The 18,196-nt window shown below is 66.3% G+C and carries 17 protein-coding genes; 7 read left to right on the forward strand and 10 right to left on the reverse strand.

From position 1 onward, the window contains the following. Nucleotides 1-391: 391 nt before the first annotated feature. The 3 genes from IB261_RS01840 to IB261_RS01850 all read right to left on the reverse strand — a co-directional run bounded on the left by IB261_RS01840 (nt 392) and on the right by IB261_RS01850 (nt 4,572). Nucleotides 392-2,713, reverse strand: coding sequence for an FdhF/YdeP family oxidoreductase (locus tag IB261_RS01840; RefSeq protein WP_192383356.1), 2,322 nt, complete (start codon nt 2,711-2,713; stop codon nt 392-394). Nucleotides 2,714-2,742: 29 nt separating this feature from the next. Continuing rightward, nucleotides 2,743-3,579: a formate dehydrogenase accessory sulfurtransferase FdhD gene (fdhD, locus tag IB261_RS01845; protein WP_151189034.1), complete on the reverse strand. Its 837-nt coding sequence runs from the start codon at nt 3,577-3,579 to the stop codon at nt 2,743-2,745. A gap of 93 nt (nt 3,580-3,672) precedes the next feature. Further along, nucleotides 3,673-4,572, reverse strand: coding sequence for a LysR family transcriptional regulator (locus tag IB261_RS01850; protein WP_081519553.1), 900 nt, complete (start codon nt 4,570-4,572; stop codon nt 3,673-3,675). Nucleotides 4,573-4,721: 149 nt separating this feature from the next. Between IB261_RS01850 and lysM the strand changes: the two genes are divergently transcribed. Further along, complete coding sequence (lysM, locus tag IB261_RS01855; protein ID WP_081519554.1) at nt 4,722-5,168, forward strand: peptidoglycan-binding protein LysM; 447 nt, start codon at nt 4,722-4,724, stop codon at nt 5,166-5,168. 52 nt (nt 5,169-5,220) lie between these two features. Here the strand turns inward: lysM and yrfG are convergent, their stop codons facing one another. Further along, nucleotides 5,221-5,883, reverse strand: a complete 663-nt coding sequence (gene yrfG / locus IB261_RS01860; RefSeq protein WP_081519555.1) for a GMP/IMP nucleotidase — start codon at nt 5,881-5,883, stop codon at nt 5,221-5,223. Nucleotides 5,884-6,009: 126 nt separating this feature from the next. Here yrfG and nudE point away from each other — a divergent pair, with 126 nt between their 5' ends. The 6 genes from nudE to IB261_RS01890 all read left to right on the forward strand — a co-directional run bounded on the left by nudE (nt 6,010) and on the right by IB261_RS01890 (nt 11,324). Continuing rightward, nucleotides 6,010-6,576 carry an ADP compounds hydrolase NudE gene (gene nudE, locus IB261_RS01865; RefSeq protein WP_081519556.1) on the forward strand — a complete coding sequence of 189 codons (567 nt, stop codon included), beginning with the start codon at nt 6,010-6,012 and terminating at the stop codon, nt 6,574-6,576. Continuing rightward, on the forward strand, nt 6,576-7,394 hold the full coding sequence (gene cysQ, locus IB261_RS01870) for a 3'(2'),5'-bisphosphate nucleotidase CysQ (protein ID WP_139791632.1): 819 nt from the start codon (nt 6,576-6,578) through the stop codon (nt 7,392-7,394). Before nudE ends, cysQ begins: the two co-directional genes overlap by 1 nt. 99 nt (nt 7,395-7,493) lie before the next feature. After that, nucleotides 7,494-8,306, forward strand: coding sequence for a bifunctional DNA-formamidopyrimidine glycosylase/DNA-(apurinic or apyrimidinic site) lyase (mutM, locus tag IB261_RS01875; protein WP_081519558.1), 813 nt, complete (start codon nt 7,494-7,496; stop codon nt 8,304-8,306). 96 nt (nt 8,307-8,402) lie between these two features. Next, nucleotides 8,403-8,981: a lysophospholipid acyltransferase family protein gene (locus IB261_RS01880; protein WP_151189036.1), complete on the forward strand. Its 579-nt coding sequence runs from the start codon at nt 8,403-8,405 to the stop codon at nt 8,979-8,981. Between the two features lie 83 nt (nt 8,982-9,064). Next, nucleotides 9,065-9,403: a multidrug transporter gene (locus IB261_RS01885; RefSeq protein ID WP_151189037.1), complete on the forward strand. Its 339-nt coding sequence runs from the start codon at nt 9,065-9,067 to the stop codon at nt 9,401-9,403. Nucleotides 9,404-9,476: 73 nt separating this feature from the next. Continuing rightward, nucleotides 9,477-11,324 (forward strand): Na/Pi cotransporter family protein, encoded by a 1,848-nt coding sequence (locus tag IB261_RS01890; RefSeq protein WP_151189038.1) that lies wholly within the window; start codon nt 9,477-9,479, stop codon nt 11,322-11,324. Here IB261_RS01890 and ggt read toward each other — a convergent pair whose 3' ends face one another. From ggt to IB261_RS01920, 6 genes are all read right to left on the reverse strand, one after another. Next, on the reverse strand, nt 11,325-13,028 hold the full coding sequence (gene ggt / locus IB261_RS01895) for a gamma-glutamyltransferase (protein ID WP_192383355.1): 1,704 nt from the start codon (nt 13,026-13,028) through the stop codon (nt 11,325-11,327). Between the two features lie 123 nt (nt 13,029-13,151). Then, a complete protein-coding gene (locus tag IB261_RS01900; RefSeq protein ID WP_017521427.1) occupies nt 13,152-13,403 on the reverse strand; it encodes a YfhL family 4Fe-4S dicluster ferredoxin in 252 nt (83 codons plus the stop codon). A 132-nt stretch (nt 13,404-13,535) separates the two neighbouring features. Continuing rightward, nucleotides 13,536-14,015: a pantetheine-phosphate adenylyltransferase gene (gene coaD, locus IB261_RS01905; RefSeq protein WP_024767001.1), complete on the reverse strand. Its 480-nt coding sequence runs from the start codon at nt 14,013-14,015 to the stop codon at nt 13,536-13,538. Between the two features lie 315 nt (nt 14,016-14,330). Beyond that, on the reverse strand, nt 14,331-15,926 hold the full coding sequence (locus tag IB261_RS01910; protein ID WP_192225496.1) for a GMC family oxidoreductase: 1,596 nt from the start codon (nt 15,924-15,926) through the stop codon (nt 14,331-14,333). A 39-nt stretch (nt 15,927-15,965) separates the two neighbouring features. After that, the gene (locus IB261_RS01915; protein WP_192383354.1) at nt 15,966-16,511 is read right to left on the reverse strand and encodes a twin-arginine translocation pathway signal protein; all 546 of its coding nucleotides are present in this window, start codon (nt 16,509-16,511) and stop codon (nt 15,966-15,968) included. Between the two features lie 48 nt (nt 16,512-16,559). Continuing rightward, nucleotides 16,560-17,990 (reverse strand): coniferyl aldehyde dehydrogenase, encoded by a 1,431-nt coding sequence (locus IB261_RS01920; RefSeq protein WP_192383353.1) that lies wholly within the window; start codon nt 17,988-17,990, stop codon nt 16,560-16,562. Nucleotides 17,991-18,196: the final 206 nt, after the last annotated feature.

The following is an 18,196-nucleotide window of genomic DNA, read 5'->3' on the forward strand; positions in this document are numbered from 1 at the left end:
GATCTCTCTGTGGGGATGTTGGAAGCGATCCTCGGGTCGTGCGAAGGCTCTGACAAGGGGGTTCCGACGAGTAACACGACTTTCATCAAATATTGCAAGTATTTGATTTATGGTCAGAACTTTTTCGATTTCGGGCGGTCTGAGTGTTATTCCAGGGTTCCATTTGTGAGGTGTTTTTCTCACAAATTGCCATTGAAATGATGGCTTTTCACGGGGGCTGCCCTGGCCCTTCCGAGTTTACCTTTCATCCCTTTCTGATGTGACGCAAATCCAGCGGATTTTTCGCAGGATGGCCTTCTGCTGCGCGCACGAAGTCCCCTTGTAGGAGCGGGCCATGCCCGCGATCGCGCCCATGGGGCGCTCCTGCAAGGAGTATCGAAGCGTCAGGTCGTCAAACGATCCGCAGGCTCGGCCGCGCCTTCTCGAAGCGGATGGCGACGAACTTCGAGGTCGGCGTGTGGCTGCCCACGCCGTGGCTGTCCAGCGGCACCAGCGGATTGGTTTCCGGGTAATAGGCCGCGGCCTGGCCGGCGGGGATGTCGTAGGCCAGGAGGGTGAAACCGCTGACGCGGCGATCCACGCCATCGGACCAGAGCGACACCATGTCTACCTTCTCGCCGGGCTCGAAGCCCAGGCGGCGGATGTCGGCCTCGTTGGCGAACACCACCTCGCGATGACCGCGCACGCCGCGGTAGCGGTCGTCCAGGCCATAGATGGTGGTGTTGTACTGGTCGTGGGAACGCAGCGTCTGCAGGATCAGGTGCGGCTCCTGGCCGGTCTCGCGGATCTTCGCGTGGACCAGGTCGGCCGGCAGCGGATGGTGGTGGAAGTTGGCCTTGCCGCTGGCGGTGTTCCAGCGCCGCGAACCGGCCGAGTTGCCCAGGTGGAAGCCGCCGGGATTGGCCACGCGGCGATTGAAGTCGCTGAAGCCGGGAATGGTATCGGCGATCAGGTCGCGGATGCGGTCGTAGTTGGCGATCATCGCGTCCCAGTCCACCGGGTGGTTGCCCAGGGTGGCCTTGGCGATGCCGGCGATGATGGCGGGCTCGGAACGCATCTGCTTCGACGACGGCTCCAACTGGCCAAAGGACGCGTGGATCATGCTGAAGGAATCTTCCACGGTCACGGCCTGCGGGCCGTCGGCCTGACGGTCGATGTCGGTGCGGCCCAGGCACGGCAGGATCAGCGCGTCGCCGCCCACGGTGAGGTGGCTGCGGTTGAGCTTGGTGCTGATCTGCACGGTCAGCGCGCAGCTCTGCAGGGCACTGTGGGTGCGCGGGCTGTCCGGGGTCGCCTGGGCGAAGTTGCCGCCCAGGCCGATGAACACCTTCGAGTGTCCATCGAGCATGGCGTTGATCGCCTCGACGGTGTTGTGGCCGTTCTCGCGCGGCACCTTGAACCGGAAGCGGCGCTCGATGGCGTCGAGCAACGCGGCCGGCGGGCGGTCGTTGATGCCCATGGTGCGGTCGCCCTGCACGTTGCTGTGGCCGCGCACCGGGCACAGGCCGGCGCCGGGGCGGCCGACGTTGCCGCGCAGCAGTTGCAGGCTGACCAGTTCCTGGATGGTCGGCACCGAGTGGTGGTGCTGGGTGATGCCCATGGCCCAGCAAACGATCACGCGTTCGGCGCGGCGGTACATGATCGCGGCCTGCTCGATCTCCTCGAGGCTCAGGCCCGACTGCTGGACGATGTGATCCCAGCTGGTGTCATCCACCGCGGCGAGGTAGGCGTCGACGCCCTGGGTGTGCTCGGCGATGAATTCATGGTCGAACACCGCCGGCTCGCCCTTGGCCTGGGCTTCGCGTTCCCATTGCAGGAGGAACTTGGCCATGCCGCGCACGGCGGCCATGTCGCCGCCCAGGGCGGGGCGGAAGAACGCGGTGTTCAGCGGCTCGGAGCCGTTGGTGAGCATTTCCAGCGCATGCTGCGGGTGCTGGAAGCGTTCCAGCCCGCGCTCCTTCAGCGGGTTGAAGGCGACGACCTGGGCGCCGCGTTTTACCGCCTCGCGCAGCGGTTCGAGCATGCGCGGATGGTTGGTGCCGGGGTTCTGGCCGAAGACGAAGATCGCGTCGGCATGCTCGAAGTCGTCGAAGGTCACGCTGCCCTTGCCGACGCCGACGCTCTGGCCCAGGGCGACGCCGCTGGCCTCGTGGCACATGTTCGAGCAGTCGGGGAAGTTGTTGGTGCCGAAAGCGCGGACGAACAGCTGATAAAGGTACGCGGCCTCGTTGCTCGCCCGTCCCGAGGTGTAGAACTCGGCCTGGTCAGGGCTTTCCAGCGCATTCAGGTGCCTGGCGATCAGGGCGAAGGCATCGTCCCAGGCGATCGGCTGGTAGCGGTCGGTGGCCGGGTCGTAGCGCATCGGGTCGGTCAGGCGGCCCTGGTACTCGAGCCAGTAGTCGCTCTGCTCGCGCAGCGAGCTGACGCTGTGGCGGGCGAAGAAGGCCGGGTCGACGCGGCGCTTGGTGGCTTCCCAGTTCACCGCCTTGGCGCCGTTCTCGCAGAATTTCACCCGGCCGTCTTCCGGCGAGTCGCCCCAGGCGCAACCGGGGCAGTCGAAGCCGCCGTTCTGGTTGGTCTTGAGCAGCGCACGCAGGTTCTTGAACGGCTGCTTGCTGTCCAGCCAGAAGCGCGTGACGCTGATGAGCGCGCCCCAGCCGGCGGCTGCGCCCTTGTAGGGTTGGTAGCGGGGATTCTCTTGCTGCAGGCTCATGGGGTCTCTTTATCTTCGAATGCGGGCGTTCAGGCGGCTGGCGGAGCCGGGCTGTAGATGCGCGGCGCGCTGCGGTGCGGCAGGTGGATCAGGTTCAGGTTGTGCTCGCGGGCCCACTGCACGGTGAGTGCGGTCGGTGCGGAGAGGCTGACCAGGGTCGACAACCCGGCTCGCACGGCCTTGTGGATAAGTTCCAGGCTGCAGCGGCTGGTGACCACGGCGAAACCGCCGGCCAGGTCCAGGCGCTGGCGCTTGAGCGCGCCGATCAGCTTGTCGAGCGCGTTGTGGCGGCCGATGTCCTCGCGGCACAGGCGAATCTCGCCGGCGGCATCGACGAACAGTGCGGCGTGCAGGGCGCCGCTGCGGCGGCCGATCTCCTGGACGGCGTTGACCCGCTCACGCAGGTGTTCGAAGTGCGCGGCCGGCGGCAGCGGCGCCGAGGGCAGCACCGGCAGGCCAGGCAGCGCCTGGTCCAGCGCCTCGACGCCGCACAGGCCGCAGCCGGTATTGCCGGCCAGTTGCCGGCGCTGGTCCTTGAGGGCCCAGAAGGCGCGGTTGCTGACTTGCAGCTCGGCCGCGATGGCGTCGCCATGGGGCGTCAGGCGCACGTCATAGATGTCGTCGATGGAGTCGATGAGGCCGGCGCCGAGGCTGAAACCGTAGGCGAAGTCTTCCAGGTCGTTCGGCGAGACCATCATGACGGCCTGGCTGAGCCCGTTGTAGGCAATCGCCAGGGCGACTTCCCCGGCCAGCACGGCGCGACCGGTGTCGCCCTCCGGGGTGAGTTCGGCATAGCTGTAGCCGTCGGCAGGCACGACGGCATCCCGGACCGCGGCGCTGGCCGGGCGGGTGATCAGGCAAGGCATGGGCTGAGCCCTGTGGTTCTAGTAATGCGACCAGCCTATGCCTATGCCGGGGCAGCGTCTAATGGCTGCTGTCGATGTAGTGATAGATGGCGTTTATCGGTCGCTTTCGGAACCGCCCAGCAGAGCCGCGGCTTCGCGGAAGCAGGCTTCGGCCAGCGCCGAGCGCGGCTCGCTGCGGCGCAGGATCAGGCCCAGCGGCGACAGCGTGCGCGCGTCCTCTATCGGGGTGAGGACGAAGTGCTCGCCCTGGGTATCCAGCCCGCTGCCCAACGGCATGATCGCGCAACACAGCCCGCGCTCCACGGCCTGCACCAATTGGTGCACGGCGTCGGTCTCCAGGCGTGCCTGGGGGGTCAGGCCGCGGCTGCGGAAGCCGTGGTCGATGGACTGGCGGAAGTGCATGCCGGCCGAAAGCAGGCCCAGCGGCAGCTCCGCCAGGGCATCCCAGCTCAGGGTCGGGCTGTCGATCTGGAAGTGCCGGCGGTCGTGCAGCAAACCCATGCGCGTGGCGGCCAGTTCGAGGCTTTCGAAGTGTTCGCGGTCGAGGCGATCCAGGTACGACAGGCCAAGGTCCAGCTGGTTGCGGCCGAGGCCTTCGAGGATATTTTCCGAGCTCAGGGCGAACAGCTGGAAGCGCAGTTCCGGGTGGCGCTGGGCGAACAGCTCGATCAGCCGCATGGGGTCGAACCCCGCCAATGGCACCAGACCCAGGCGCAGGGTGCCGACCAGTTGGCCCCGGCACGCGGCCGCTTCGGCGTAGAGCCCGTCGTGGGCCGCCAGCAGACTGCGGGCCCAGGCCAGTACGCGTTCGCCGGCCTCGGTGAAACCCTCGAAGCGCTGCCCACGGCGCACCAGTTCCAGGCCCAGCTCTTCCTCCAGGCTGCGCACGCGCATGGACAGGGTCGGCTGGGTGACATGGCAGCGCGCCGCCGCCTGGCCGAAGTGCCGGGTCTCATCCAGGGCGCAGAGGAATTTCAGCTGCTTGATGTCCATCGGCGGGAAGGCTCCGGGGGCGTTCTGTCGGGTCGGGGAGGGATTAGGACTTTTCCGTCAGGCGCTGCGGAAGTCGCCGTCTAGACTCCAGGGGCGCGCGGTCTGCCCAATGCCGGCCGCCTGTCACTGTAACCGTAGGGAGGTTGGAAATGGGCATTTTTGCGTTCGTGAAGGAAGCCGGCGAGAAACTGTGGGAAAGCATTGTGGGCCAGGAGGCGCAAGCCGCCGAATCGCTCAAGGACCACATTGCCAAGGTTGGCCTGGGCAACCCGAACATCCAGGTCAGCGTCGAGGGCGACAAGGTGATCGCCACCGGTGAAGTGGCCAGCCAGGAAGAGAAGGAAAAGATCCTCCTCACCCTGGGCAACGTCGCGGGGGTTTCCGGTGTGGAAGACCACATCACCGTCGCCGCTTCTGCGGCTCCTGCTGCCGAGGCGCGCTTCGTCACCGTGAAGAAGGGCGATACCCTGAGCGCCATCGCCAAGGCCGAGTACGGCAACGCCAACGCCTATATGAAGATATTCGAGGCGAACAAGCCGATGCTTAGCCATCCGGACAAGATCTATCCCGGCCAGGTGCTGCGGATTCCGGAGTAAAGCCAGAGAGCCCGGCCCAGCGCCGGGCTCGCTGTTTCTGCAGCCCGGCGATTCACAACCCTTCGAGCAGCGTCCGGTAGTCTTCCTGGGCGGCGAATTCCTCGGTGTCCTTCGGCCCCTGGCGGCTGTCCGGCTGGCGCACCGCCAGCAACTGGGCGACGCCGAAGGTTCGCGCCGCGCGCAGGATCGGCAGGCTGTCGTCGATGAACAGGCTGCGCGCCGGATCGAAACCGACGTCCGCCTGCAGCGCCTGCCAGAACTGCTGGTCTTCCTTGGGGAAGCCGTAGTCGTGGGAGCTGATCAGCCGGTCGAACCAGGGCGACAGCTCCACCCGCTGCAGCTTCAGCGACAGCGAATCGCGGTGGGCATTGGTGATCAGCACCGCGCGCTTGCCGTGGCGACGCAGTTCGGCGAGGAACAGGTCAGCGTCCGGGCGCAGGGCAATGAGGTCGGCGACCTCGTGCTTGAGGTCGAGGATCGACAGCTTGAGCTCGCGGCTCCAGAAGTCCAGGCAGTACCAGTTGAGCAGGCCTGCGTTGTCGCGGAACAGCGGCAGCAGCTCGGCATCGGCCTCGGCACGGCTGATGCCGTGGTGCTCGGCGTAGCGTTGCGGCAGGTGTTCGAGCCAGAAGTGATTATCGAAATGCAGATCGAGCAGGGTGCCGTCCATGTCGAGCAGGACGGTGTCGATCTGGTTCCAGGGCAGGCGCGGCATGCTGGGCTTTCGCAAAAGGGTGTCGCAATTGCGCCGCCGGTGGACGGAATCGGCGCGATATCTGACACGGAGAATCGGAAAAGGCGGGTTATCATAGCCGACCCGGCCACCCCCAGGAGTCGCCCCATGCGTCAGAAACCCACGGTCCTCGCCCGAGAGATCGTTGCCAGAAGCCGGCTGTTCGCCGTCGAGGAGCTGCAGCTGCGCTTCTCCAATGGCGTCGAGCGTACCTACGAGCGCCTGGTGGGCAAGGGACAGGGCTACGGTGCAGTGATGGTGATCGCCATGCTCGATGCCGAACACGCCGTGCTGGTCGAGGAATACTGCGCCGGGGTCGACGAGTACCAGCTGTCGCTGCCCAAGGGCCTGGTGGAGCCGGGCGAGGACATCCTCGACGCCGCCAACCGCGAGCTGAAGGAGGAGGCCGGCTATGGCGCCCGCCAGCTCGAATACATCACCGAACTGTCGCTGTCCCCCGGCTACATGAGTCAGCGCATCCAGGTGGTGCTGGCCCGCGACCTCTACGAGGAAACGCTGCCCGGCGACGAGCCCGAGCCGATGGGCGTGGACAAGATCAGCCTGCGCGAGCTTTCCAGCCTCGCCCAGAATGCCCAGTTCAGTGAAGGACGGGCGCTGGCCGCGCTCTACCTGGTACGTGACCTGCTGACCCAACGAGGGGAATTCCAGCCGTGATGAATGCTTTTCTGCCTGCCGTGATCGACCTGGTGCACAAGGCTGGCGATGTGATCCTGCCGTTCTGGCAGGGCGACCTGGATGTCCAGAGCAAGGCCGACGAGTCGCCGGTGACCGCCGCCGACCTGGCTGCCCACCGCGTACTGGCCGACGGCCTGCGCGCGCTGGCGCCGGATGTGCCGGTGCTGTCCGAGGAAGATTGCAACATCCCCTTCGAGCAGCGCGCCCAGTGGACTCGCTGGTGGCTGGTGGACCCTCTGGACGGCACCAAGGAGTTCATCTCCGGCAGTGACGAATTCACCGTCAACGTCGCGCTGATCGAGCACGGCCGGGTGGTCTTCGGCGTGGTCGGCATACCGGCCAGCGGCCGCTGCTACTACGGCGGTGCTGGCCTGGGCGCCTGGTGCGAGGACCGCGGCGACGAGCCCGAAGCCATCGAAGTGCGCACCGAGCCGGACGACGTCTTCACCGTGGTGGCCAGCAAGCGCCACTCCAGCCCGCAGCAGGAAAAGCTGCTGGCCGGCCTGGCGCAGCGCTTCGGCAACCTGAACCTGGCCAGCATCGGCAGCTCGCTGAAGTTCTGCCTGCTCGCCGAAGGCTCGGCGGACTGCTACCCGCGCCTGGCGCCGACCAGCCAGTGGGATACCGCCGCGGCCCAGGGCGTGCTGGAAGGCGCTGGCGGAGAAGTGCTGGACGTGCGCGGCGAGCCCTTCACCTATGAAGCGCGGGAGAGTCTGCTCAACGAGTCCTTCCTGGCTCTGCCCAAGGCGGCACCGTGGCGCGCAGACCTGATCCAGCTGGCGCGCGCGCTGGACTGACCTGCGTTTCATCCGGTAGGCGTACGCCCGGCATTTACTTGCCGGGCGGTTCGCGAGCAAGCTCGCTCCTACGTAAAAGTCCCTCAGATATCGTCATCCATGCCCGAATTACCTGAAGTCGAAACCACCCGCCGGGGCATCGCGCCCCACCTCGAAGGCCAGCGCGTCAGCCGCGTGATCGTCCGCGAGCGCCGTTTGCGCTGGCCGATCCCCGAGGACCTGGACGTTCGCCTGTCCGGACAGCGCATCGTGAAGGTGGAGCGGCGCGCCAAGTACCTGTTGCTCAATGCCGAGGTGGGCACGCTGATCAGCCACCTGGGCATGTCCGGCAACCTGCGCCTGGTGGAATGCGGCACGCCGGCAGCGCGCCACGAGCATGTGGACATCGAGCTGGAATCGGGCATGGCGCTGCGCTACACCGACCCGCGTCGCTTCGGTGCTTTGCTCTGGAGCCTGACGCCGCTGGAGCACGAACTGCTGCGCAACCTGGGCCCGGAGCCGCTGACCGATGCCTTCGAGGGGGAGCGCCTGTTCCAGCTGTCGCGCAACCGCAGCATGGCGGTGAAGCCCTTCATCATGGACAACGCGGTGGTGGTCGGCGTGGGCAACATCTACGCCACCGAGGCGCTGTTCGCCGCCGGTATCGACCCGCGCCGCGAGGCCGGAACCATCTCGCGGGCGCGCTACGTGAAGCTCGCCCAGGAAATCAAGCGCATCCTCGCCATTGCCATCGAGCGCGGCGGCACCACGCTGCGCGATTTCGTCGGCGGCGATGGCCAGCCCGGCTACTTCCAGCAGGAGCTCTTCGCCTACGGGCGCGGAGGCGAGCCGTGCAAGGTCTGTGGTTCGACCCTGCGCGAAGTGCGTCTCGGCCAGCGCGCCAGCGTCTACTGTCCGCGCTGCCAACGCTGAGGCCCAGGGGCGGCCGTTAAGCTGCCGCCCCGATCTGCCCGATCCTCCCTCCGCCATAACAACAAAGGCCCCCGACGAGGGGCCTTCAGGTGATTCATGTCCGGCAACTATCTGCCCCGCAACCCGTTCGCCGAAGCACTCGGCCACAGCATGCTGCGCCTGGCCGGCTGGCGTATCGAAGGTGCGCTGCCCAAACTCGACAAGTTCGTGGTGATCGGCGCACACCACACGTCCAACTGGGACTTCATCCTGTTCCTGGCGGTCAAGTTCGTGCTGCGCCTGAACGCCCGCTGGTTCGGCAAGCACACTATCTTCCGCGCACCCTTCGGCGGCCTGATGCGCCGCTGGGGCGGCATCCCGATCCAGCGCCACCTCAAGCTGAACACCGTGGACCAGGCGATCCAGGCCTTCGCAGACAACCGCGAGATGATGCTGATCCTCTCCCCGGAGGGCACGCGCAAGAAGGTCGAGCGCTGGAAAATGGGCTTCTATCACATCGCCCGTGGCGCGGGCGTGCCCATCGTGCTGGCGGCGCTGGATTACCCCGGCCGGCGCATCGTCATCGGCGAGCCGTTCTGGCCCACTGGCGACGAACCCGCCGACCTGCGCCGCATGCTGGCCTTCTACCGGCCTTTCGTGCCGAAAAAGCCTGAATACGCATTCTTCGGCGATTGAAGGCTGTCACGCGACAAGTCACGGAGCGCTGTTATAGTTATGGCAGTCTGCCTGCCCAACTACACAAAAAAGGACTTCCCTCCATGAACGTGTTCCGCACCGCCGCCACTGCAATGGCCCTGGTCTGTGCATTCTCGGTGTTGCCGGCCGTTGCTCAGGAAGAAGTGAGCAATGTCAGCGGCGACCCGACCTACGTCGTCTCCGCCCCGCCGTTCTACTCCATGATTGGCGACCTGCTGATCGCGCGTCCGCTGCTGATCGGCGCGACCGTAGTGGGCGCTGCGGCCTTCGTGGTGACCCTGCCGTTCAGCGCGGCCGGCGGCAACATCGGCGAAGCGGGCAAGGCGCTGGTCGTCGATCCGGGCAAGGCCGCCTTCGTGCGCTGCCTGGGCTGCACCACCAGCGGCTACAAGAAGGACTGATCCGTCGTCCTGCTCCGGGGCGGCGTGTCCGCCTCGCCAGCCCGGCTTGCCGGGTAAGTCCCGTAGGTAGCCCATGAAGCTGAGTGGCCTGAAGAAGCACCTGCGTCCGCTGCTTCTGCTGCTGGTCGCCGTCATCCTGGGCTACACCTTCTGGTCCAGCGCCGGTCTGCTGCAGTTGGGGGCGGGCCTGGCGCTGTTCCTGTTCGGCATGCAGTGCCTTGAAGAAGGCCTGCGTGACCTCGCCGGCAGCCAGCTTGAGCGCTGGTTGGAGAAGAGCACCGCGACTCGCGGCAAGAGCCTGCTGTTCGGGCTGTTCGGTACCTTCCTGCTGCAATCCTCCACCCTGGTTTCCCTGCTCACCATCGCCTTCATCAGCACCGGGCTGATCCAGCTGGCCGGTGGCATCGCCATTCTTTTTGGCGCCAACCTCGGCGCCACCAGCGGCATCTGGTTGCTGGCGCTGGCCGGGCAGAACCTCAGCCTGAGTCCCCTGGCGCTGCCCTTGCTGGTGTTCGGCGTGCTGATGGGCTTCAACGGCGCCAAGAGCAAGGCCGCCGGGCGCATCCTGCTGGGTATCGCCTTCATCTTCCTGGGCATCGACCAGATCAAGGATGGCTTCGGCAGCTTCGGCGACGCCATGGACATGAGCGAACTGCGCTCGGAGGGCATGCTCGGCGCGCTGCTGTTCGTCACTTTCGGCATCCTCATTACCGTGGTGCTGCAGTCCAGTCACGCGACCCTGATGCTGACGCTTGCCGCCCTCGCCGGTGGCCAGCTTGAGCTGGGCCAGAGCCTGGCGATCGCCATCGGCTCCAACGTTGGCAGCAGCGTCACCACGGCCTTCGTCGGCTCCCTGGGCGGCAACCGCAGCGGGCAGCGATTGGCGCTGGCGCACGTGCTGTTCAACGTGGTGACCGGGGTGCTGGCGTTCCTCCTGCTCGCGCCGCTGACCTGGCTGGTGCACTGGCTGGTGACGCCGGTGGGACTGGCGGACAACCCGATGATCCAGCTGGCGCTGTTCCACACCCTGTTCAACGGCATGGGCGTGGTGCTGTTCTGGCCGATCCAGGGCGCATTGGCCAATGCGCTGGTGCGCTGGCTGCCGGAGGTCGAGGAGCCGGCGGTGCTGATCACCGACATGGCGCCGGCACTGCCCACCATCGAACGCACCCATGCGCGCTACCTGAATGAGCGCGCGCTGGATTCCGCCGATGCCGCCGCCAGTGCGGTGCTGCAGGAGTTGCGCCATCTGGGGCGCCTGAGCATCGAGGTGATCTGCCACGCGCTGTACCTGCCGGTGGAGATGCTCAACCAGCCGCGGGTTGATGAAAGCCAGCTGCAGGCTGCGCCGGATCGCCATGCGCTGGCCGCGGAGGTGCTTTACCAGCGCCATATCAAGGGTGTGTATGGCGACCTGCTGAGCTTCATGAGCCGCCTGGAAGTGCCTCTGGACGAGGAGCACCAGCGCTTCTGGCTGTCCTGCCAGGTGGTTGCGCTGCAACTGGTGGACGCGGTGAAGGACGCCAAGCACCTGCAGAAGAACCTCGGCCAGGCACTGCACGGCGAGCCTTCGGCGCTGCGCGATACCTACGTCGAACTGCGCCGGCACCTGATCGGCATGCTGCGGGAAGTGCGTGCGCTGGGTTCGCTGCTCGGTGGCGACCTGCCGGAAGAGGCTCTGGTAGCGCGCCTGCAATTGCTTGACGAGAGCGCTGCGGAGTTCGACGCGGCGTTCCGCCAGCGCCTGTTCGCGGCGGTGCGCCGACAGGAGCTGGACGGCCTGCAAATGAGCTCGCTGATGAACGATCTGGGCTACGTCAGCCGGATCATCCAGAGCCTGCGCAACGTGCTGCAACTGGGCACCGAACATGGCCTGTTCGATGCCCGCGAAGAAGACGCTCCGGCTCTTATCCTGCCCTGATCAGCGCAGCGGCGCCGCCAGCTCGGTCGCAAGACCAATGCCGCGCGGGTCGCTGGCGGACTGCACTTCGCCGGACTTCTTGTTCCACAGCAGCACCTGCTGGTTGCCGTAGGCGCGGCCGACATCCTTGAGGGTGTAGCCACGGCGTTGCAGGTCGGCCATTTCGGCGGCGGTGAAGGCGCGCGGTTCATGCTCGATCACGTCGGGCAGGAACTGGTGGTGGTAGCGCGGCGAGGACACCCAGCGCTGCACCGGTTTGCCGTCCAGGTAGTCCAGCATCGCCAGCAGCACCATGCTGGGAATCCGGCTGCCGCCGGGCGTGCCGAAGGCGGCCAGCTCGGTGGGACTTTCGATGAAGCTCGGGCTCATGCTCGACAGTGGGCGCTTGCCGGCGGCGACTGCGTTGGCCTGGCTGCCAGCCAACTGGTAGGCATTGGCGCCGCTGACGTCGGTGGCGAAGTCGTCCATCTCGTCGTTGAGCAGCACGCCGGTGCCCGGCACGGTGAAGGCCGCGCCGAACGGCAGGTTGACCGATAGTGTTGCAGCCACGGCATTGCCGTCGGCGTCCATCACCACGAAGTGGGTGGTGTGGTCGCCTTCGCGCCAGGCCGGTGCCGGTGGCAGGGAGGAGCTGGGCGTGGCGCGTTGCGGGTCGATACCGGCGGCCAGGCGCTTCAGGTAGTCCGGCGCGAGCAACTGGTTGACCGGGTTGGCGACGCGATCCGGGTCGCCCAGCAGACCACGGTCACGGTAGGCGCGGCGCAGGGCTTCCACCACGTAATGCGCGCGCTGCACTGGCTCGGCCTTCTGCCACGGCAGTTGCTGCAGCATACCCAGGCTCTGCGCGAGGGCCACGCCACCGGCGGAGGGCGGCGGGGCACTGATCAGTTCGCGGCCGTCGGCCAGCGGGTAGCGCAGTGCCTGGCGTTCGACGGTGCGGTAGCTGGCGAGGTCTTCCAGGCTCCACACGCCGCCGGCGGCGCGCACGCCGTCCACCAGTTTCTGCGCGGTTTCGCCTTCGTAGAAACCGATGCGGCCGTAGCGCGCCAGCTTCTCCAGGGTATTGGCCAGCTGCGGCTGGCGCATCAGGCTGTATTCCTCGGGCAGGTTGCCCTGGTCGAGGAAGATGCGTGCGGTTTCTCGGTCCTTGCGCATCGCGTCGAGCCGCCAGGAGGCACGGTCGATGTAGACGCGGTCGATGGACACGCCATCGGTGGCCAGGCGGATCGCCGGCACGAGGTTGTTCGCCAGGGTCTTGCGGCCGTAGCGGCTGCTGATGTCCGCCAGGGCGGCGGGCAGGCCGGGGATGCCGGCGGCCAGCGGGCCGTTGAGCGACAGTTGCGGGTCGACCTTGCCGTTGCGCTCGTACATCCGCGCGTGGGCGGCTAGCGGGGCGCGCTCGCGGGCATCGATGAAGTGGTAGGTCGGCGGACTGCCGGCCTTGCGCAGCAGGAAGAAACCGCCGCCGCCCAGACCCGAGCCGTAGGGTTCGACCACCGCCAGCGCGGCGGCGATGGCCACGGCGGCGTCGAAGGCGTTACCGCCGTCGGCGAGGGTCTCCAGGCCGGCCACGGTAGCCGATGGGTGCGCGCTGGCAACGCTGGCCTGGGCCGGATGTTCCGCGGCGTGCAGGGCAAAGCTCAGCAGCAGGAGGCTGCAGAAGCCAAGCAGGGAGGCGCGGGAGCGGGAGTTCAACAGGGACATGGCATCTCACGAACCGCCGGCAGGGCCGGCTGGAAAACCAAACGGGGCGAAGGTGGAGGATAGACAATCCACAACGCCCCGGGTTTGTGAGAACTCAATGAAAAAGTGTCGAAACGCGCGAAGTCAGGCTTTGCCGGTGAGCTTCTTGTACTTTTCCATCAGCTGATCCTTGCTCTCGACGTTGCTTTCGTCGAGGGGGATGCAGTCGACCGGGCAGACCTGCTGGCACTGCGGTTCGTCATAGTGGCCGACGCACTCGGTGCACAGGTTCGGGTCGATGACGTAGATCTCCTCGCCCTGGGAGATCGCGGCATTGGGGCACTCGGGTTCGCAGACGTCGCAGTTGATGCAATCGTCAGTGATTTTCAGGGACATCGAACAACTCCAACCATGACGGCAGCCATGGCGATCGGTAGCAACAATAGTGAAATTGTGCCGTATCGGCGCGTTTAGTGCACGCGAAGGGGAGTCAGCAGACGGAAACCGCCGTCCTTGGCGGTTGCGCGGTCAGCGCTTGAAGCGCTCGGCCAGGGCGCTGGCCACCGCGGGATGCACGAACTTGGTGATGTCGCCGCCCAGTGCCGCGATCTCGCGCACCAGGGTGGAGGAGATGAAGGAGTACTTCTCCGACGGCGTGAGGAACATGCTTTCCAGGTCGGGTGCGAGCTGGCGGTTCATGTTGGCCAGCTGGAACTCGTACTCGAAGTCCGACACCGCGCGCAGGCCGCGCAGCAGGATGTTGGCGTTCTGTTCCTTGGCGAAATGGGCGAGCAGCGTCGAGAAACCGACGACTTCCACGTTGGGCAGGTGCGAGGTGACCTGGCGGGCCAGCTCTACGCGCTGTTCCAGCGGGAACAGGGGATTCTTCTTGGGGCTGGCGGCGACGGCAATGATCACCTGGTCGAACAGTCGCGAGGCGCGTTCGACCAGATCGGCATGGCCTTTGGTGATGGGGTCGAAGGTACCCGGGTACAACACTCGATTCATCGCGGCGTCCTGGTCGGCTCTTGTTGGCAGGCTGGTGCAATAGCGGGCGGATGGTAACGCAGCATGTCCGTGGGGCCAAGCGACCTTGGTAGTGCTTCTGTGAACGGACTACCTGAGATAACCGGCGAGAGACCGGTGAGTCACGCGCAGGCCCCGTGCCAGAGCCTGCGCGTGCTGTCTTGCCTGATGCTGCTCTGTTTCGTAGGGCGGATAACCCGGAACGGGTTATCCGCCGGCCAACCTGCGGCGGATGACGCTGGCGCGTTATGCGCCCTACGGAAGCGCAGGTGTCGGCATGGGCGCTCGGGTTGCGCGTCAGGCCTTGCCCAGGCGCTTGGCCAGGGCGTCCGCGAGTTGTGCGGTGAGGCCGTAGACCGAGAGCTGCGGGTTGGCGCCGATGCTGGTGGGGAACAGCGAGCCGTCGTGGATCGACAGGTTCTCCAGCTGATGGTGGCGGCCGAGGCTGTCGCAGACAGACTGCTTCGAATCCTCGCCCATGGCGCAACCGCCCATCACGTGGGCGCTGCCCAGACGGGTGCGGTAGAGCTCCAGGCTCAGGCCGTCGATCAGCGCGTGGGCCTCCTTGGCGCTCTTCACATAGTCGGCATCGGCATGCAGCGGCAGCACAGCCTTGGCGCCGGCGGCGAACTGGATGTCGGCCATGGTGTGGAAGGCGCGGCGGATGCCGTCCCAGGTGTAGTCGGTCATCTGGTAGTCGAGCACCGGGGTGTCGTCGCCGCGCAGGCTGACCGAGCCCACCGCGCTGTCCGGATGGAAGCCGTCGCGCATCAGCGCCAGGATCACGTTGGTGTGCGGCAGCTGCTCCATGCGCAGCGCGTTGTCCTCGCCGAAGCGGCCGAGCAGGGTGGCGCTGAGCGCCGGTTGCAGTGGCGGGACTTCGAGCTTGTAGGACATGCGCCCGGTAGCGCCATCGTCCCACTGGAAGTGATCGGAATAGATCGACTGCGGCGCGCCGTAGAAGGGGTTGATGACCTCGTCGAACAGGGCGGCGCTGAAGTTCACCGTGTGCAGGAAGGTGCGCTGGCCGACGCGGCCATTCGGGTCCGGCGCCTTGGAGCGCAGGAGGATCGCCGGGGTATTGATGCCGCCGCCGGAGAGCACGTAGTGACGCGCCTTGATGGTGATCTTGCGGCCGGTGGGGGCGACGCAGCGCTCGTCCATGGCCGAGCACTCCAGGCCACTGACCTTGTTGCCGTCGTGCAGCAGGCGGTCGGCGCGGGCGAGGAACAGCAACTCGCCGCCCTTTTCCAGGGTCGCCGGGATGGTGGTTACCAGCATCGACTGCTTGGCGTTGGTCGGGCAGCCCATCCCGCAGTAACCGATGTTCCAGCAGCCACGGACGTTGCGCGGAATGACCTTCCAGTGCAGGCCGAGCTTCTCGCAGCCATTGCGGATCACGTCGTTGTTGGCGTTGGGCGGCATGATCCAGGGCGCGACGCCCAGGCGCTGCTCCATCTTCTCGAACCAGGGCGCCATCTCGGCGACGCTGTGGCCCTTCACGCCGTGTTCCTTGGCCCAGTGTTCCAGGGTCGGCTCCGGCGTGCGGAAGCTGGAGGTCCAGTTGACCAGGGTGGTGCCGCCCACGGCGCGGCCCTGCAGGATGGTGATGGCGCCATCCTTGCTCATGCGGCCGATGCCTTCCTGGTAGAGGCTGGGGTAGGCGTCGGACTCCTGCATCTTGAAATCGGTGCTGGTCTTGAGCGGGCCTTCTTCCACCAGCAGCACCTTGTAGCCGGCGGCGCTCAGGGCTTCGGCAGTGGTGCCGCCACCGGCGCCGGTGCCGACGATGACGACATCGGCTTCCAGGGTCAGGTCCTTGTCCAGGCGCGAGCCGTTGTGGACTTTCCAGCCGCGGGCCAGGCCCTCGGCGAACAGATCGGGTACGGGCATCGGGAATCTCTCAGGCGAATTCTTGTTGTTCTGGTGACATCAGATCTTCGGCGGTCCGGGATAGCCGCAGTGGCCCCAGGATTCCGTGCGGCCGTACCAGGCCATCATCACCAGTTGCAGCAGCGAGCTGTGGCCCATCTTCAGCAGGGAGATGAAGCTGTTCTGCCAGCGCTGCAGGAAGTTCTGCACGTCGTCCGAGCTGGCGTTGTCCCAGCTGCCCCAGATGCCGGTGAGCGGCCCGCGGGTGACCGGCAGGGCGAGCACGTCGAACAGCTGCACGGTGAGCTTGAGCATCTCCGGGGAGAGGTGGTTGAGGCTGTTGTCGAGGCTTTCGATGGTGCCCTTGACCGCCTCGGCCATGCGCTCGGCGGGCACGGCACCGGCCAGCATCACCGGAATCAGCGCACGCAGGAAGGGCATGTCGGAATCGCGCAGCACGGCGAAACCGTTGGCCGGGGTATTGGCCGAGCAGCCGCTCAGGGTGGCCGTGACGCCCGCCGTGGCGAGGAAGGCCCCGCCCAGCAGGCCGATCTTGAGCACGCCGCGCCGGGAGAGTCCCGGCGCGCTCAGGGAGGTGTCTGTCATTCTTGTTCTGTCACCTGTGTAGAGGGCACCTGTGGTGGAAAGGGCTGGTCAGCGGATGAACAGCTTGTAGACCAGCTTCTGCAGCGCCTTGCCGTAGGGCGGGTAGATCACCCGCGCGGCGTTGAAGCGCGGCTTGCTGAACACGCCCTTGGCCTTGGAGAAGGTCAGGAAGCCTTCGTGGCCGTGGTAGTGGCCCATGCCGGACGGGCCGACACCGCCGAAGGGCATGTCGTCCTGGGCAACGTGCAGCAGGGTATCGTTCAGGCACACGCCGCCCGAATGGGTCTGGGCCAGTACGTGGTCCTGCTCGCGCTTGTCATAGCCGAAGTAGTACAGCGCCAGCGGGCGGTCGCGCTCGTTGATGTAGCTGAGCGCCTGGTCGAGGTTCTGGTAGGGGATCACCGGCAGCAGCGGGCCGAAGATCTCTTCCTGCATGATCTTCATCTCGTCGGTCACGTTCAGCACCAGCGCCTGGGGCAGGCGGCGGCCCTGGGCCTGCGGGAACAGCGGCACGACGGTGGCGCCGCGGGCCTGGGCGTCGGCGAGGTAGCTGTTCAGGCGCGACAGCTGGCGCTCGTTGATGATCGCGGTGTAGTCGGGGTTGTTCTCCAGTTTCGGGAAGAAGCCCTGGACCACCTGGCGGTAGCTCTCGACGAACTCGTCGACGCGGTTCTGCGGCACCAGCACATAGTCCGGCGCCACGCAGGTCTGGCCGGCATTGAGCGACTTGCCGAAGGCGATGCGCTCGGCGGCGTCCTTCATCGGCACGCTGGTGGAAACGATGGCCGGCGACTTGCCGCCCAGCTCCAGGGTGACCGGGGTGAGGTTCTCGGCGGCGGCGCGCATCACGTGCTTGCCAACGCTGGTGGCGCCGGTGAACAGCAGATGGTCGAAAGGCAGCTTGGAGAAGGCCACGCCCACATCCACTTCACCTTGCACCACGGCGACCAGGTCTTCGGGGAATACCTTGCCCAGCAGCTCTTTCAGCACGCGGGCAGATTCCGGGGTGGATTCGCTCATCTTGATCATCACCCGGTTGCCGGCGGCCAGCGCTCCGGTCAGCGGGCCGATGGCGAGGAACAGCGGGTAGTTCCACGGCACGATCACGCCGACCACACCCAGCGGCTGGTAGATGACCTTGGCCGAGGCCGGCATGAACTGCATGCCGACGCTGCGGCGCGACGGTTTCATCCACTTCTTCACGCGCTTGGTCGCGTAGTGCACGCCGTGCAGGCTGGGCATCACTTCGGCGAGCAGGGTCTCGTCGGCGGAGCGGTTGCTGAAGTCACTGCTGATCGCATCGATGATCGCCTTCTGCTCGGTCACCAGCAGGTTGGCGAGGCTTTTCAGCCACTGGATGCGCTGGCCGGCGTCGGGCATCGGGTTGGTGCGGTACGCCTGGCGCTGGCGTTCGAGAAGGGTTTCCAGCTGACTGATCTGCTGCTGGGTCTGCTGCAGGTAGGCGATATCGGCAACCATGACGGGCTCCTGGCGCAAGCGTGGTGGGGAGGCTCTCGGATGATTCGCACAGGAATCCCGGATGCCTCGCGTTTTTATGCTGTCGCTGGTTTTTTAGAGCAATTGCTCTAGAGTGTCAATCAGCATGCCGGTTCCGCGCCGCCGGGCCCAGCCAACGAAAAGTTGGGCGAGCCCGACAGTTGTGTCAGGTGGTAGCAATCGGTGTA

The organism is Pseudomonas sp. PDM20 (genome assembly GCF_014852575.3).
In the GTDB taxonomy this organism is placed as follows: Bacteria; Pseudomonadota; Gammaproteobacteria; order Pseudomonadales; family Pseudomonadaceae; genus Pseudomonas.